The organism is uncultured Ruegeria sp. (assembly GCF_947504215.1).
GTDB lineage: Bacteria > Pseudomonadota > Alphaproteobacteria > Rhodobacterales > Rhodobacteraceae > Ruegeria.
The window spans coordinates 226,796-243,654 of sequence record NZ_CANNGO010000006.1 but is presented as its reverse complement, the minus strand read 5'-3'; the positions used below and the strand labels follow the sequence as shown (position 1 = coordinate 243,654).

The window sequence follows — 16,859 nt, the reverse complement described above, 5'->3', positions numbered from 1 at the left end:
ACAAGCAGATTGCGGGCTCAATACCATCCACCCCTCAAAGTGCAAGCGGAACCGGGCGTTGCAGGCTTGACCAGCTTGAAGAGTGTTGCCCAAGTGATTGAAACCAAACAGTGGGTATTTTCTGTCGCATTCCGTTAGACTAGGGACAGGCGGGCCGGGTTTTGATTCGGATCATCCCGCAATAGAATGAACCTTGATAAAGAGGTGACAGGGGCATGAGCCAGATCGAGGAACTACAGCACCGCATCATCGCTGCGATGGAACGTATCGGCAGTGGCGTTGAGGCCTTGCAACACACAGCCCCGGGCAGTGGTGTTCCGGACGAAGCTTTGCAGGCGGCGCTGGAAGAAGAGCGTGTTGCCAATGCTCAACTTCAAGAGCGGTTGAAAGTGCTGAAGGACCAGCACGAACAGGAAGCGGACGAGCTGCGCAACGAGCTTGAGGAACTGCGGTCAACATCCGACGAAGACAGCGAAAGTGACTCTCTACGGGAAGAACTGGCGCAAGCAACTGCGAAACTTGTATCGGTCGAGGCGGCAAGGGCAGAGCTGGCAGATGCCAAAGCTGCGCTTGAAAACAGTGAAGAACTGGACGCTTTGAAAGCCGAGAACGAGAAGTTGCGCTCAGAATTGGATGCTCGCGAAGACCCCGCACCATTGCGGGCTGAATTGGAACAACTTCAGGCGCTGATGTCCCAGGCGAAACAGATCGAAGCGGAAAACGCCCGGTTGCGGTCAGAACTGGCCGACACGGAACGGGTTGGCGATCTGAGTGCAGAGTTAGAGATGTTGCGCGCCGAACGTACCAGCCATGGTGCCGCCATGTCGCGGCTGGATGATGATCTTCAGAGGATGCGCAAGGCCAATGAGCAATTGCGTAGCTCGGTTGACGAACTAAGAGCTGCGGCTGAAGACGGTGTGCCAGATGCTGAATTGCTAAACCGGGCCACCGTGGCCGAGCTTGAAGCAACGCGGGCTGCGCAGGCGACAGATGCGGCCGAGGCACATGCTGTACTGGCGCGCCTGGAACCACTGCTGTCGCAGGCGAAACTGGCAGAAGGTGAGGTGGAGTGATGCCCGAATTGACCATTCATATCGGTGGGCGCGGCTTTGAAGTGTCCTGTCAGGAAGGTGAAGAGACGTTTTTGCAAGCAGCCGCCAAGATGCTGGATGACGAGGCGCAGGTTCTTTCAGATCAGATTGGGCGGATGCCGGAATCACGGATGCTGCTGATGGCTGGCCTGATGCTGGCAGACAAAACGGCGGCCACCGAAGAGAAAGTGCAGGCGCTTGAGGCCAAGCTGGTCGAAGTCGAAGCCAAACTGAACGAATTGCGCTCTGCACCCTTGCCAGAACCCGAACGGATCGAGGTTGCAGTCGTTCCTCCGTCCGTTACGGACACGCTGGCCGAACTGGCCGCGCGCGCCGAGGCGCTGGCCTCGGTCGTCGAGGAGAAAAAGGCACCATGAGCAGTCTGCGCAGCATCGCTGGCGGTGCGTTGATGGCAATACCCGCTTCGGTGGCACTGGCCGAAATCGACATTTTGTCGGTAACTTTCACCTGCGAGAACGGGGTACCGTTGCCGGTGACGTATTTCAATGTCTCTGACGGGCCGGGCGCAGCAGCGACGCTAGTGGACAACAAACTGGTCCCAATGCGCCAGGTCGCAAGCGGATCTGGCATTCGGTACGAATCCACCGAAGGTGAGGGAACCTACATCCTACGTTCCAAGGGATGGAACGCATCGATCAGCTATCAGGCGGCAGGTGATGCCACCAGCGAGCAGGTCATTTATCAGGATTGCTCCAGCCGTTAACCTTGGTCAGGCGTTTGCTTCGCGAATTTTGTCGGCCGCTTCTTTATTATATTCGACGCTATTCTCTTCAAACAGCGTGTCCAACTCACCCGACAAGGTCATTTCGGTGATGATGTCGCAACCGCCCACGAACTCGCCTTTGACGTAAAGCTGAGGAACCGTCGGCCAGTCGGAATAATCCTTGATGCCTTGCCGAACGCCCTCATCGGCAAGAACATTCACATCGGTGTATTCGACACCCATGTAGTTCAAAACGCCGGCCACGCGTGAAGAGAACCCGCATTGGGGCATCTCTTTGGTGCCTTTCATATAAAGCACAACGGTATTGGCTTTGACGGTTTCGTCGATCAGGGTTTTTACGTCGCTCATTTTGCGTTTCCTTTGCTCTTCGGCATCATCGCCTTGGCGTAATCTTGTGGGTCCTTAGGGACGCGGTATTGAGTGGTATGCCCACCTCCGGCTCCGCCCGACTCGTAGTTTGCGTGGATTGTGTGATGCCCTCTTCCAGGAAGGGATCCTCGCTTTGATTTGGGATCGTTTTGGGATCGGCTCCATGCCAAAAGTGCAGTCAGCGTAACAGCTATTGCGATACCGATGACAATGCCAAACCCAAGATCCATATTACTCTGGCACTTTTGTGGTCAGCGCCAGCGCGTGCAATTCACCATCTGGGCCGTCCATCTTACCTTTCAAGGCTGCATAAACAGCGCGCTGCTGTTGCACCCGGTTTTTGCCGCGAAAACTCTCGTCTATGACCATGGCCGACATATGTACCCCGTCGTTGCCGCCAACCTGAATCTCCGCATCGGGAAAAGCGTCGCGCAGCAGGTGTTCGATATCGTTGGCACTCATCGGCATTTAGGTTTCTCCTGAAGGTCTTTCCCAAGATGTAGAGCGCCGGGGCGGGGCGTGCAAGGGTCAGATAGACGCCTTGAAAAGACAAAACCTGCATCGAAGAAGGCGCAGGTTTTCTGATGTGCTGGTGCCTGAATCAGGCAACGGCTTCGGCAAAACTATTGCGGAAAGTGGTAGTCAGCTCATCAAGCGGAGCCTCGGATGTACCGATGCGGACGCTATCGCCGGTAAACCGCCCGACCGATACCAATGGAACGCCCGCCTGACCGGCGGCAATCATCAATGCCTCGGCTTGATCAAAATTGCAGGCGACCAGATAGCGAGCCTGATCTTCGCCGAACAGGAACTCGGTCGAGGCGTCGTCAAGGCAGACCCCGACGCCAGCTGCTTCGGCCAGTTCAAACGCAGCAAGTGCCAAGCCGCCGTCACTCAGATCGGTGCAGGCCTTGATCATCTCGCGATTGGCGCGGATGAAATCGCCATTGCGCTGTTCGGCCTCCAGATCCACATGCGGGGCGTCGCCGTCTTCGCGGTTGAAGACCTCGGCCAGCAGCGCGGATTGGCCCAGATGACCGGTTGTTTCACCGATGACAAGCGCCACATGGCCATCGCGAACCTCGTTTCCGATGATCTCATCCGTGTGGCTCAGCAAGCCAACTGCGCCGATGGTTGGGGTGGGTAAGATCCCCTGACCGTCGGTTTCATTATACAGCGACACGTTGCCCGATACGATCGGCATATCCAGCGCGGCCACGGCAGCGCCGATGCCTTTGATCGCGCCGACGAACTGACCCATAATCTCGGGTTTTTCGGGATTGCCGAAGTTCAGGTTGTCGGTTGTTGCCAAGGGCCTGGCGCCAACAGCTGTCAGGTTGCGATAGGCCTCGGCCACCGCCTGTTTGCCGCCTTCTTCCGGATTGGCACGCACATAGCGGGGCGTCACGTCGGATGTGAAGGCCAACACCTTGTCGGTGCCATGTACACGCACCATGCCAGCGCCCAGCCCGGGCGTGCGGGAAATGTCGGCCATGACCATCGTGTCGTATTGTTCATATACCCACTGCTTCCCCGCGTAGTTAGGCGAGGCGAGCAAGGCGCGCAAACCGTCGATTGGGTCGATCTGAGGCACTTCGGCTAACTCTTCCGCTGCCGGGGTCGGTTCCCACGGGCGGTCGTATTCCGGTGCGGTCGAGGACAGCTTTGACAGAACCAGATCGGCCTTCACCTCGCCATTGTGGACGATCAGAAAGCGATCTTCTGCAATGGTTTCGCCGACGATTGCGAAATCGAGGTCCCATTTCTCGAACACGGCGCGGGCTTCGGCCTCAAGTTCGGGCTTGAGGACCATCAGCATGCGTTCCTGAGATTCAGACAACATCATCTCATAGGCGGTCATGTTTTCTTCGCGCTGGGGTACGTTTTCGAGATCGAGGCGCACGCCCAAACCACCCTTGTCGCCCATTTCCACAGCGGAACAGGTCAGGCCAGCCGCGCCCATATCCTGGATCGAGATCACGGCGCCGGTTTGCATCAACTCCAGCGTCGCTTCCATCAGGCGCTTTTCGGTGAAAGGATCGCCAACCTGAACAGTGGGGCGTTTTTCTTCGATCGTGTCGTCAAATTCTGCTGACGCCATGGTGGCACCGCCGACGCCATCCCGGCCTGTTTTGGCACCGAGGTAAACGACGGGCATGCCAACACCCGAGGCGGCGGAGTAGAATATCTTGTCACTGTCGGCGAGGCCGGCCGCAAAAGCGTTCACAAGGCAATTGCCATTATATGCGGGGTGGAAACGAACTTCGCCACCAACACATGGCACGCCAAAACAGTTGCCGTAGCCGCCGATGCCTTCAACGACACCGTTCACTAGCTGGCGGGTTTTGTGGTGGCCGGGTTCACCGAAAGACAGCGCATTCATCGACGCGATCGGGCGCGCGCCCATGGTGAAGACGTCCCGCAGGATGCCACCAACTCCGGTTGCGGCGCCTTGGTAGGGTTCGATGTATGACGGATGGTTGTGGCTTTCCATCTTGAAAACGACGGCTTGACCGTCGCCGATATCCACGACACCTGCGTTTTCACCGGGTCCGCAGATCACTTGTGGGCCGGATGTCGGCAGCGTGCGCAGCCATTTCTTGGAGGATTTGTAAGAACAGTGCTCATTCCACATGGCCGAGAAAATGCCCAGCTCGGTAAAGCTCGGCTCGCGCCCGATGATCTCGAGGATCATGTCGTATTCGTCGGGTTTCAACCCGTGGGCGGCAATCAGATCCGGTGTGATGGCTGGCTCTTGCATCCTGTATCAGTCCCCGAGATGGCAATTGTTGGCGCCTTTTAGGGGAAGGGGCCGCCGGGGGAAAGGGTAAAGGCGTTTTGTTCGATTTGTACCCGTTTTTCGCGGGTCATCTTCCGTGTTGCACAAACGCAAAGAGGCGCAATAGCGCCTCTTCGTCTACACCCTAAGTGCGGTTTCAGAGTGGTTTTGGACGCGCTATTTCTGCTGGTCCTTTTGCACCTGTTGGGCAACCGCGTCACCCGCTGCGGCGGCGAGTGCGGACTTTTGTTCATGCGTCAATTCCTCGGCCTCTTCCTGACCTGGAATCGCAACGCGGACCTCGCGGCGTGCAAAATCGATACCGTTGGCGTTGAACTCGGCCTTGACCCGATTGAAGATCTCCTTGCGCAGCGTGAATTGTTTGCCGGGCTTGGCCATGAACTTGCCGCGGATAATCATGCCTACATCATCAAAGTCGAACACACCTTGCGATTTGAAGGGCTGCAGAAAGCCATCCTTGTGGGTTTCATCCGCCATCATCTCGGCGCCAATCTTCTTGAAGATCTTCTTGACCTTGTTTGGATCAGTGTCGAACGGCACGGTGAACTTGAGCTTCATAATCACCCAGTCGCGGCTGAAATTGGTCAGCTTCTGAATCTCGCCATAGGGGATCGTGTGAACCGCACCGCGATGGTGTCGCAATTGCATCGAGCGGATCGAGATCTTTTCAACCGTACCCATTGTGCCGCCAACATCAACATATTCACCAACCCGAAATGCATCGTCGACCAGGAAGAAGACGCCGCCAACGATGTCTGCCACCAGTTTCTGTGCGCCGAAGCCGATAGCAAGACCCAGAACACCGGCACCGGCCAGCAGGGGCGTAATGTTGATGCCCAAGGCTCCCAACGCTAATAGGCCAAAGATCACGGCAATCGTAACCTGAGCGGTAATGCGTAGCAGCGGCAGAACAGTGGCCAGACGCGATCCGCCAGCCCCGCCGCCTTCGCCGCCAGCTTCCTCATCAAGTGCCTCAGCAGCCGTTTGCTCTCTGGCAAGGCGGCGGTTGATCCACAGCGAAACAACTTCGTTCATGATGTAGCCGACCGCTATGATCAGGAGGAACTCGATGACGGCTCCGCCAACTTCGGCACCGATACCTGCCGACGCGACGTGACGCAGATCCAGCTCCCAGGTTCGTGAAATCATAAAGACGACAAACAACCCGGCCAGAACCCGGCCAATTCGGATATAGCTACGTTTGGTCGACCGATAGGCTTGTTCGGCCAGCGGACCTTCACCGGCCATGGGCGGCTGAAGGTGACGTACCAGACCCCGAATGAGCGTATCCAGCGCAGGCGCAATCAGCAGCCAGAACATGGTGGTAAAGTGCGGCCCCTTCGACAGCAGGGCGCGGGTCGACGGATCACGCTGAGCAACCAGGAACTCGACAAGCAGCCAGATTACCGCTGAAACACCGATCGCGAAGTAGGGATAGTAATGAGCCACATCTTCATCGAACTTGGTGTGGTCAGGATCAGTGCCCAGCATCATCTGAGAGAGGCCCTCTCGGGCCGTCCAGGCGATCACACCAATATAGATGTGTATCGCAGCATTGAGCCAGAAACCGATCCGGGTGTCCGCCGGTGTGACGCCGTTAAGCGCGTTGAACCGGACGACAAACAAGGTGACACCGATCAGAAGAAGCAGGCCGATCAGGTTCCGGTGTAGGTATTTTGCCCAGTGATCGTCAATATTCACCAACCGATAATGTGGCTTGTTAGGCGCAAGTATGAAACGTGAAGCTGCGGCGCCCAAACGCGGAACCCAGATCAGGTAGAATACGAATGGCGCGGCGTAAGTAATTTGTTCCGTCGTCAGCAGGCCACGCCCAAGTGCACGTATCACGACATAGAAAACAACCAGCCCGGCGATCTCACGGCAGAACCGACGAAACAGATATCGGACTGCGCCCCAGAGATCGGCATCGTCTTCACCGTCGGACTGTTCGTGCCACTTTCGGGTGAGCAGGCCAAACAGCTTTTCGGCGATGAACCCGGCCACCAGAACCATCAGGATAAGCCCAAAGAGTGTAAACACACCGCTTGATCCAAATGTCGTTGCGAAATTGTCAAATGCAGTAAGCTGTGCGCTCACGATATTTGGCAAAGTCTTTAGGACCTGGGTCCAGGATGTGACCATCTCGGCCCAAATCTCACTAATCTCGGTCAGCGGATCTTCGTGATCTTCCTGTGCGGCTGCTTGTGTTTTGGCAACGGCATCTAGGCGTTCCAGCAGAATAGCACGAACCTGATCGTCCGACATCCGGGCCACCAGACCATCGACTTGGTCAGGTGTTAGGTCCTCGGGGATACTGACACTCGAGGTTGAATCTGTTGTGCCGGTCACTTGCGCGTGTAGCGGCCCTGAAAGCAGTAACACTGACAGCAACGCCATCAGCATGCGAAATGGGTGGAACATCGGTTTTGTCCTCGATCACGAAAAATTGGTTTTTTTCGTGATCATAGGCGGGCGCCTGCGTTTTTCCCAGAAGATTCAGCGGCCTATTGATACGCAATAGGCGATAGGCCAAAAAAAAGGCCGAGCACTAAGCTCGGCCGTAGTCCAACAGGGAGGTATGAAGATGATGAGCGTTACAGCATCACCGCCTTCGAATGCTCATTTAGGTGTCAGTTTGTGAACGTTCAAGATGTTTTAACCTTACTTTAAGGCATGTCCGATATGCGATCGCTGCATACCTAGAGTTTTCCCATTTGCTTCAGTTGCTTGCGCTGCGCGATGATTTCATCCTGAACGAAATCCCGGAACGCGGCAACCCGCTGAGATTGGCGCAATTCCTCGGGATAGGCGAGATAAACTGGCACATCCGCAGTTTCGATATCCGACAGCACGGGAACAAGATGGGGGAAGTCCTGGGTTACGTAATCGGGCAGAACGCCGATGCCCAGATTGTGCAGAACCCCTTGCAGAACGCCGAAGTAGTTATTGACGGTCAATAGTGACCTGGGGTTGTAGGTCATCAGGTGCCCCACCATCGATGCACTGGCCCCGACTTGCGGCGCGGCGGGTGTTTGACAAATCAAACGGTGGTTTTTGATGTCTTCTAGGTTTTCCAGCATACCGCCGTGGGTTTCGATGTATTCCTGCGTGGCATAAAGCATCATCTGCACCGTCATCAGGCGCTTGCGGACAAGATCGGCTTGGCTGGGTTCTTTCATGCGAATGGCGACGTCCGCCTCGCGCATGGGCAGGTCCAGCACACGCTCTTCCAGCATCAAATCAATGTTGAGGTCGGGATATTGTTCATAAAGTTTCGGCAGACGAGGGGCCAGCCACAGGGTGCCAAAGCCGAAGGTTGTTGTTACGCGCAGAACGCCAAAGACCTCTTCCTCGCTGTCGCGGATACGGGCCGCTGCCGCGTCCAAACGTTTGGACATGGCAGAGGTGGCATCGAATAATAGCTCGCCCTGTTCAGTCAGGATCAGGCCGCGCGCGTGCCGGTGAAACAGGGTCGCGTCGAGTGATTCTTCCAGTGCGCGGATTTGACGACTGACAGCGGATTGCGACAGATTCAGTTTGTCGCCTGCGTGCGTCAGGCTGCCAGCGTCTGCAACCGCGTGAAATATTCTAAGCTTGTCCCAATCCATCGCCGCAACTTTCGTTATCCTCGGGAAGGCCTATATGAAATAGGTAACAAGTTCCACATTCAAACAGTGAAATCGTTACCTTTCAGGGGATAACCTCTATGCAGGTCAGAATATATGACCTAAAATGCCCGAAGATGAAGCACACTGATCTGACGAGGGGAGACGTTTGATGAGTCAGCCACAAATTTCGCTAAACGACCGGTTCGATCTTACTAAAAACCCCGTTCTTCTGAACGGTACTCAGGCACTGGTACGCTTGATGCTGATGCAGAAAGAGCGCGACCGGCAGGCCGGGCTAAACACGGCGGGGCTGGTGACGGGGTATCGCGGATCGCCTTTGGGTGCGGTGGATCTACAAATGACCCGCGCGCAGAAGCAACTGGCGGAAAGCGACGTTACCTTTCAATACGGTTTGAATGAAGACTTGGCCGCGACCGCCCTTTGGGGCAGCCAGCAGGCCGGTTTGCGTGGCGATGGCCGGTTCGATGGCGTCTTTGGCCTGTGGTACGGCAAAGGCCCTGGCGTCGACCGGTCCGGCGATGTCATGCGTCACGCCAATATGGCTGGAACGGCACAACATGGTGGTGTGCTGATGGCGATGGGCGATGACCATACCGGCGAAAGCTCGACCGTGTTGCATCAATCCGAATGGTCACTGGTTGATATGTATATGCCAGTGGTCAGCCCTGCTGGTGTGCAGGAAATTCTGGATTACGGCATTTACGGCTTCGCGCTCAGCCGGTTTGCCGGGGTTTGGGTGGGTCTCAAGACGATGAAAGACACGATCGAGGTGACCTCGGTCGTGGATGGCAGCCCTGATCGGATGCAGCTTGCCGTTCCAGATTTTGACATGCCCGAGGGTGGGCTGAACATTCGTCTGGGCGACACGCCGCATCTGCAAGAAGCGCGGATCATCGATTACAAACGGTTCGCCGCCGAGACATTTTCCCGCGCCAACAAGCTGGACAAGCGGGTCTGGGGCGAACCCGGCGCCAAAATCGGTCTGGTTGCGGCAGGCAAGAACTGGTTGGACCTGACCCATGCTTTGTCTCTGCTCAATATTGATGAGGCCGAGGCCGAGCGGCTGGGGATCACCACTTACAAGGTTGGTCAAACCTTCCCGTTGGATATGACCGGGTTCCACGATTGGGCCGAGGGGCTGGACCTTATTGTTATCGTGGAAGAAAAGCGCAAATTGATTGAAGTTCAGGTCAAAGAAGCGATATTTGATGACCGGCGCGGCCGCCGGGTTTATGGCTGGTACAAAGGCGGTGCTGGGACGTTGCACCGCGAAGAACTTTTCCCGACACGGGGCGCACTTGATCCGATTATGATTGCCGAGAAACTGGGCGACATCCTTATCGAAGAGGGGCGCGATACAGACGGTGTGAGGGCAGGGCTGTCCAAACTGTCCGAGGCGCGCCGGGCGGATAACGCCCAAGAGATCGCGACCCGTTTGCCCTATTTCTGTTCGGGATGTCCGCATAATAGCTCGACCAAGGTGCCGGAAGGTAGTCGGGCTTACGCGGGGATCGGCTGCCACTACATGGTGCAGTGGATGGACCGGAACACCACAGGCTTTACCCAGATGGGCGGTGAAGGTGCGAACTGGATCGGGGAAGAGCCGTTTTCGACCACCAAGCACGTTTTTCAGAATCTGGGCGACGGAACCTATAACCATTCCGGTGTGCAGGCCATTCGGGCGGCATTATCGGCGGGCACAAATATCACTTTCAAGATCCTGTTCAATGACGCGGTCGCAATGACCGGGGGGCAGGATAACGAAGGGGACCTGACCGCTGAGCGCATCGTGGCCGAGGTCAAGGCGATGGGCGTCAAGGATGTCGCATTGGTCTATGACGAAAAGGAAGACGTGAATTTCACCGCGCTGCCAGCGAGTGTTGAAACTTTTGAGCGCGCCGAATTGATGCAAGTGCAGGAACGGTTTCGCGAGATCGAGGGCACCTCGGTCATTGTTTATGTTCAGACCTGTGCCGCCGAAAAGCGTCGTCGCCGCAAGCGAGGAACATTCCCCGACCCGGACAAACGCGTCTTTATCAACTCGGAGATTTGCGAGGGTTGCGGCGATTGTGGCGTGCAGTCGAACTGTGTCTCGATCGTTCCCAAGGAGACGGAACTGGGCCGCAAACGGGCGATTGACCAATCCAGTTGCAACAAGGACTTTTCCTGTGTGAACGGGTTCTGCCCGTCCTTTGTGACATTGGAAGGCGCGAAGATCCGCAAAGAGGCGACCACCGAAATCGACCTACCGGATCTGCCGATGCCAGTGCTGCCCGAGATCAAGGGCACGCATAACGTGGTGATCACTGGAGTCGGCGGTACGGGTGTCGTGACACTTGGTGCCGTCTTAGCGCAGGCCGCACAGATTGATGGCAAGGGCGCAGGCATGATGGAGATGGCCGGGTTGGCCCAGAAGGGTGGCGCCGTGCATATCCATTGCCGCATTGCCAACCGCCCGGAAGACATCAGTGCCATTCGGGTTGCAACTGGCGAAGCGCATGCGCTGATCGGGGGCGATCTGGTGGTTTCGGCCGGGGCAAAGACTCTGGGTCTGACGCGAACGGGCCAAACAGGCGCAGTCGTGAACAACCACGAGACAGTGACGGGCGATTTCACCCGGGATACCGAATTCCGCATCCCAAGTGATCAGCTTGAACTGGCTTTGCAGGCGCGGTTGAAGGATGGGGTTTCAGTATTCGATGCGACCGATCTGGCCCGTGCTTTGATGGGGGATTCGATTTATTCGAACATGATGGTGTTTGGCGCTGCCTGGCAGCGCGGCATCCTGCCGGTTAGCCACGAGGCCATTCTGCACGCGCTGGAGTTGAACGGCACTGCTGTTGAGCGCAATAAACGCGCTTTTGATCTTGGGCGTTGGGCGCTTTTGCATCCAGATGAGGTCAAGACCATTCTGTCGCCGTCCGTGACCGAATTGCCCAAAACGCTGGACCAGATCATCGCGTTCCGGGAACAGCACCTAAGCGCGTATCAAAGCGCCCGACTGGCGAAAAGGTATCGCAAACTGGTGGACTCGGTGACGGATGAGACGGTGCGCGAAGCCGTGGCCAAAGGGTATCACAAGCTGCTGTCCTACAAGGACGAATACGAGGTTGCCCGGCTGTTGCTGACAAGCCGTGACAAAGCCGCGTCCGAGTTTGATGGTGACTTCAAGATGACCTTCCATCTGGCCCCACCGATCTTTGGTGGCACCAGCGGAAATGGCCGTCCGCGCAAACGGGCGTTTGGGGAATGGATGCTTGGCCCGTTGAAGCTTTTGGCAAAGATGAAGTCTTTGCGTGGCACGCCGCTTGATGTCTTTGGATATTCAGCAGAGCGGAAAATGGAACGCGCTTTGATCCGGCAATACGAAAAAGACATGACAGAGGTTCTGGCTTTGCTGTCGCAGAACACACATGATGCTGTCGTGGCTCTGGCCCGGTTGCCATTGGACATTCGTGGTTTCGGGCCGGTTCTGATGGCGAATGAAGAAAAAGCGGCCAAACGACGCGAAGAATTGCTGGCGACCATCCGCAGTGGAGGCCCGGAAGTACGAGCGGCGGCCGAGTAGCGCGTCACAAGTTTGTCACGTTATCTAGGCAAAATTGCTGCCTGCATTTATACTGCAGGCAGCAAACCGGAGACCCGCATGCCCTCGCGCCGCCATGTCGTTCGTGACATTTCTTATTCTTATTCGGCCGCGACCAAAGGCGGGCGGATGGTCATCAAACTGATGGAAAACACCACCGGTCGCCTGCGTCTGATCAAGCGCGCGGATGGGTACGAGAGAGAGGTCGCCAAGGGCCGGGATTTTTGGGCCGTTATGGTCGAACGCTATGGGCTGACGCTGGACGTGGTCGGCGGGTCATTGTCCAATATTCCCAAGGATGGTCCGCTGATCCTGATTGCCAACCACCCTTATGGTATTCTGGACGGTTTGATGATGGGGCATATCCTGTCTCAGACGCGGGGTGATTTCCGGATTTTAGCCAACCGTGTGTTCCGCAAAGCCGAGGACCTGAACCGCATTATCCTTCCGATCTCGTTCGACGAAACAAAAGAGGCGATGAAGCTGAACCTGGAGACGCGGAAAACTGCGTTGAACTATCTGGGCGAAGGCGGGGCGATGGGGGTATTCCCCGGTGGCACGGTCAGCACCGCGGTCAAGCCGTTTTCGCAACCGATGGATCCCGGTTGGCGCGGGTTTACGGCGCGGATGGTGGCCAAATCTGATGCAGCTGTAGTGCCTGTGTTTTTTGACGGCCACACATCGCGCCTGTTCCAGATTGCCAGTCATTTGCACAATACTCTGCGGATGGGTCTGTTGATCAAAGAGTTCAAAAAACGCGTCGATACGCCCGTCAAAGTGGTCATCGGCGAACCCATACAGCGTGATGTTCTGGACCCTATGGGCAAGGATACGCGCAAGATGATGGATTTCCTGCGCAAAGCCACGTATGAGCTGTCTCCGAAGCCGTTGAAGTCCTATGACTACGGCTATGAATTCGAGGAACGGCATCGCGCCTAAAGGGGCAAATGGCAGTAGGCATCTTTGATTCCGGTTTGGGCGGTTTGACCGTCCTGAACGCCGCGCAGAAACATCTGCCGGACGTGGATTTTCTATATTATGCGGACAATGCGCACGCACCCTACGGTGTGCGCAACGCAGATGATATTTACCAGCTGACCCGCAAAGCCGTTCAGGATTTGTGGGCGCGGGGCTGCAATCTGGTGATTCTGGCGTGCAACACCGCCAGCGCTGCGGCACTACGACGGATGCAGGAAGAAGGCGTGCCCGAGGGCAAGCGCGTTTTGGGTGTCTTTGTACCCCTGATCGAGGCCCTGACCGAGCGGCAATGGGGCGACAACAGCCCGCCGCGCGAGGTTGCGGTCAAACACGTCGCTCTGTTCGCGACACCTGCCACCGTTTCCAGCCGGGCTTTTCAGCGTGAATTGGCGTTTCGGGCCATAGGTGTGGACGTCGAGGCGCAGGCCTGTGGGGGCGTCGTCGACGCGATCGAAGAGGGTGACATGATCCTGGCCGAAGCGCTGGTACGGAGCCATGTGGATGCGCTGAAACGGAAAATGCCCGAGCCTCAGGCCGCCATTCTGGGCTGTACCCATTATCCGTTGATGGCTGATGCGTTCCAGAAGGCGCTTGGCCAAGATGTTCAGGTGTTCAGCCAGGGCGATCTGGTCGCCGAAAGCCTGGGTGACTACTTGCAACGGCACCCCAACATGCTGGGCGATGGCGCGGGTGGTTTTGTAACCACGGGCAAGCCGAGCTTTGTCAGTGACCGGGCAACCCAGTTTCTCCGACGACAAATCGCGTTCGAGGCGGCCTGACTTAGGTCAAGGACTGCGCCTGAAACTTTCCTTAAGTCGAAGACCGTCGCATCGTCGGTCGTGATATGTGACACACTGAAGTAAGAGGTCTGACATGACCCATAAAATCGCAATTCTGGGCGCATCCGGTTACACTGGGGCAGAACTGGTGCGGCTGATCGCCGAGCACCCGAACATGGAAATCGTCGCGTTGGCCGCTGAGCGTAAGGCGGGCCTAACGATGGCACAGGTTTTCCCGCATCTGCGCCACATGGACCTGCCGGACCTATGCAAGATTTCCGAGATTGATTTTGCCCAGATCGACCTTTGCTTTTGCGCATTGCCGCATAAAACCAGCCAAGAAGTGATCAGGGATCTGCCTAAGACCTTGAAAATCGTTGATCTGTCGGCTGATTTCCGGCTGCAAGAGGCGGACGAGTACGAAAAGTGGTATGGCAATCCACACACCGCGCTCGAGCATCAAGAAGAGGCCGTTTATGGCCTGACCGAGTTCTACCGGGATGAAATCCGCGTTACGCGTCTGGTGGCTGGCACGGGTTGCAACGCGGCAACGGGGCAATTTGTTCTGCGACCGCTGATCACGGCAGGTGTCATCGATCTGGACGACATCATTCTGGACCTGAAATGTGCCGTGTCCGGGGCCGGGCGGTCATTGAAGGAAAACCTGCTGCATGCCGAGATGAGCGAAGGCGCGAACGCTTATGCGCTTGGGGGCACCCACAGGCACTTGGGCGAGTTCGATCAGGAATTTTCGAAACTGGCAGGGCGGGCTGTTCACATACAGTTCACGCCGCATCTGATTCCGGCCAACCGGGGGATTTTGGCCACGACTTACGTCAAAGGTGATCCACAAAGTGTTTATGAAACACTGGCCAAGGCATATCAGGATGAACCCTTCATCCAGATGTTGCCGATGGGTGAGACGCCGTCGACGCACCATGTGCGTGGCTCGAATTTCTGCCATATCGGGGTTGTTGCTGATCGGATCGAACGTCGCGCGATTGTGGTCGCGGCACTGGATAATCTGACAAAAGGTAGCAGTGGACAAGCCTTGCAGAACGCCAACCTAATGTTAGGTGAGGATGAAACCGAGGGTCTGATGATGGCCCCTTTGTTCCCATGAGGACGGTATGAAAACGCTAAAGAAACGTCGCCGTATACAAGTCATTCTGGTGGCCGTTGTCGCCCTGACGGTGTCGACGGCGTTGATTGGCTATGCGATGCGGGATGGGATCAACTTTTTCCGCTCGCCCAGTCAGGTGATTGCAGAGCCACCGTCACCAACCGAGGTGTTTCGTATCGGTGGGCTGGTCGAAGATGGCTCGATCGTTCGGGGTCAGGGTGAAACCGTTCGGTTTGTCGTGACCGATGGTGGGGAAAGCGTTCCCGTAGCCTTCACTGGCGTTCTGCCGGATCTGTTCACGGAAAACCAAGGCATGGTTGGCACTGGAAGCTACGTGAACGGTATCTTTGAAGCTACTGAAATACTTGCCAAACATGATGAAACATACATGCCGAAAGAGGTGATGGATGCCCTGAAGGAGCAGGGCGTCTACAAAGAACCCGGCGAGAGCTGAGGTTCAATACAATTGGTTTTAGGGCGTTGCGTGTTCTGGACATGCAGCGCCCTTTGTTTTGTGCTGGTCTTAACTGCTGTTCGGGATGGTCTGACGCATCGGGATTTAGGGGTGTGACATGCAGGCAGTTCGACAGATCGCCAATGATATTGTGGCGCGGGAAGGCGGGTTTGTGGATGATCCGGATGATCCGGGCGGTGCGACCAAGTTTGGCGTCACAATCCATACGATGCGACGGCTGGGGCTGGATCTGACCGGGGACGGGGTTGTGACGAAGGCTGATGTCAGATCGCTAACCCGCCGGCAAGCCGTTGATATATTTGTTCAACACTACTTTGAGAAACCAAATATCTCGCGCCTGCCTGTGGTGCTGCATGCGTCGGTGTTCGACATGTATGTAAATGCCGGTGCGCAGGCCGTCAGAATCCTCCAAAACCTTCTGCGGGATATGCGGTTCGACATTTCGGTGGATGGGATGATCGGCCCGCAAACTGTGCAGGCGTGTAACCGCGCAGCGCAGCCGGATCCGAAAACATTGCGCGATGCGTATGGCGTGGCGCGCAGGAACTACTATTTCCTGCTGGCGGATCGACGGGCGGCGTCACGCAAATACGCACGCACACGGGCCGGGGGCAAAGGTGGCTGGATCAAACGCGCCGAGGAGTTTTTGTCGCCACGATACCACATGACAGCTGCCGAATTTCAAAGGAGGGTCGCAGGATGGGCTTGATCTCGGGCGTGTTGGCTTTGTTGTTTGGCGGCGGGCGCAATGTCGTTCAGGAAACTGCTGAAATCTTTCGGGAAAACTCTGAGGCAGGGGGTAACCGTGCGCTGGCGGTTCAGACTCAGGCCATGACACAGTTCGGGGCCGAGTTTCAGGTCCCGCGCAAAGGTGGCTTTGATCGTTTCATGGATGGGTTGAACCGCTTGCCCCGTCCTGCGCTTGCATTGGGCACGTTGGGTTTGTTTGTCACCGCCATGGTCGATCCTTTATGGTTTGCCGCGCGGATGCAGGGGCTAGCCCTGGTGCCCGAGCCCCTGTGGTGGCTTCTAGGGGTGATCGTGTCCTTCTACTTTGGTGCCCGCCATCAGGCTAAAATACAGAATCTACAAAGGGATATCTCGGCAACGATGCTGCGCGCGCCGACGGTGATGGCCAATCTGGAAGCCTTGCGAAAACTACGGGCAGACAGTCCGGGTGTGGCAGATCCTGGCCCTGATGCCGGGTTATCGATAGCGGTCAGTCAATCGGACGCCAATCCCGCGTTGGAGGACTGGCGGCGCTTGCGCAAGGCATGAGCCGCG

The 16,859-nt window shown here is 56.6% G+C and carries 15 protein-coding genes; 10 read left to right on the top strand and 5 right to left on the bottom strand.

Annotated features, from left to right (window positions below):
• Positions 1-215 precede the first annotated feature (215 nt).
• The 3 genes from Q1B21_RS13540 to Q1B21_RS13530 are packed head-to-tail and all read left to right on the top strand — an operon-like array spanning position 216 to position 1,815.
• On the top strand, positions 216-1,073 hold the full coding sequence (locus Q1B21_RS13540) for a hypothetical protein (RefSeq protein WP_299890061.1): 858 nt from the start codon (positions 216-218) through the stop codon (positions 1,071-1,073).
• Positions 1,073-1,468: a cell division protein ZapA gene (locus tag Q1B21_RS13535; RefSeq protein ID WP_299890059.1), complete on the top strand. Its 396-nt coding sequence runs from the start codon at positions 1,073-1,075 to the stop codon at positions 1,466-1,468. The genes Q1B21_RS13540 and Q1B21_RS13535 overlap by 1 nt, the downstream gene beginning before the upstream one ends.
• A complete protein-coding gene (locus tag Q1B21_RS13530; protein ID WP_298935712.1) occupies positions 1,465-1,815 on the top strand; it encodes an MliC family protein in 351 nt (116 codons plus the stop codon). The genes Q1B21_RS13535 and Q1B21_RS13530 overlap by 4 nt, the downstream gene beginning before the upstream one ends.
• A 6-nt stretch (positions 1,816-1,821) precedes the next feature.
• Here the strand turns inward: Q1B21_RS13530 and grxD are convergent, their stop codons facing one another.
• From grxD to Q1B21_RS13505, 5 genes are all read right to left on the bottom strand, one after another.
• A complete protein-coding gene (gene grxD / locus Q1B21_RS13525; protein ID WP_299890028.1) occupies positions 1,822-2,184 on the bottom strand; it encodes a Grx4 family monothiol glutaredoxin in 363 nt (120 codons plus the stop codon).
• A gap of 252 nt (positions 2,185-2,436) precedes the next feature.
• Positions 2,437-2,673: a BolA/IbaG family iron-sulfur metabolism protein gene (locus Q1B21_RS13520; RefSeq protein ID WP_299890026.1), complete on the bottom strand. Its 237-nt coding sequence runs from the start codon at positions 2,671-2,673 to the stop codon at positions 2,437-2,439.
• A gap of 133 nt (positions 2,674-2,806) precedes the next feature.
• On the bottom strand, positions 2,807-4,966 hold the full coding sequence (gene purL / locus Q1B21_RS13515) for a phosphoribosylformylglycinamidine synthase subunit PurL (RefSeq protein WP_299890025.1): 2,160 nt from the start codon (positions 4,964-4,966) through the stop codon (positions 2,807-2,809).
• A 195-nt stretch (positions 4,967-5,161) separates the two neighbouring features.
• A complete protein-coding gene (locus Q1B21_RS13510) occupies positions 5,162-7,426 on the bottom strand; it encodes a mechanosensitive ion channel family protein (RefSeq protein WP_299890023.1) in 2,265 nt (754 codons plus the stop codon).
• Positions 7,427-7,704: 278 nt separating this feature from the next.
• Positions 7,705-8,613 carry a LysR family transcriptional regulator gene (locus Q1B21_RS13505; protein WP_298935702.1) on the bottom strand — a complete coding sequence of 303 codons (909 nt, stop codon included), beginning with the start codon at positions 8,611-8,613 and terminating at the stop codon, positions 7,705-7,707.
• A 169-nt stretch (positions 8,614-8,782) separates the two neighbouring features.
• Between Q1B21_RS13505 and Q1B21_RS13500 the strand changes: the two genes are divergently transcribed.
• The 7 genes from Q1B21_RS13500 (at position 8,783) to Q1B21_RS13470 (ending at position 16,853) form a co-directional block, all read left to right on the top strand.
• Positions 8,783-12,202 (top strand): indolepyruvate ferredoxin oxidoreductase family protein, encoded by a 3,420-nt coding sequence (locus Q1B21_RS13500; RefSeq protein WP_299890020.1) that lies wholly within the window; start codon positions 8,783-8,785, stop codon positions 12,200-12,202.
• Positions 12,203-12,280: 78 nt separating this feature from the next.
• Positions 12,281-13,159, top strand: coding sequence for a lysophospholipid acyltransferase family protein (locus tag Q1B21_RS13495; RefSeq protein WP_298935698.1), 879 nt, complete (start codon positions 12,281-12,283; stop codon positions 13,157-13,159).
• 8 nt (positions 13,160-13,167) lie between these two features.
• Positions 13,168-13,977 (top strand): glutamate racemase, encoded by an 810-nt coding sequence (locus tag Q1B21_RS13490; RefSeq protein ID WP_298935695.1) that lies wholly within the window; start codon positions 13,168-13,170, stop codon positions 13,975-13,977.
• Between the two features lie 94 nt (positions 13,978-14,071).
• Positions 14,072-15,100, top strand: coding sequence for an N-acetyl-gamma-glutamyl-phosphate reductase (gene argC / locus Q1B21_RS13485; protein WP_299890018.1), 1,029 nt, complete (start codon positions 14,072-14,074; stop codon positions 15,098-15,100).
• 7 nt (positions 15,101-15,107) lie between these two features.
• Positions 15,108-15,554, top strand: coding sequence for a cytochrome c maturation protein CcmE (gene ccmE, locus Q1B21_RS13480; protein WP_299890016.1), 447 nt, complete (start codon positions 15,108-15,110; stop codon positions 15,552-15,554).
• Between the two features lie 118 nt (positions 15,555-15,672).
• Positions 15,673-16,284: a holin-associated N-acetylmuramidase gene (locus tag Q1B21_RS13475; protein WP_299890014.1), complete on the top strand. Its 612-nt coding sequence runs from the start codon at positions 15,673-15,675 to the stop codon at positions 16,282-16,284.
• Positions 16,275-16,853 carry a holin family protein gene (locus Q1B21_RS13470; RefSeq protein WP_299890012.1) on the top strand — a complete coding sequence of 193 codons (579 nt, stop codon included), beginning with the start codon at positions 16,275-16,277 and terminating at the stop codon, positions 16,851-16,853. Before Q1B21_RS13475 ends, Q1B21_RS13470 begins: the two co-directional genes overlap by 10 nt.
• Positions 16,854-16,859 lie beyond the last annotated feature (6 nt).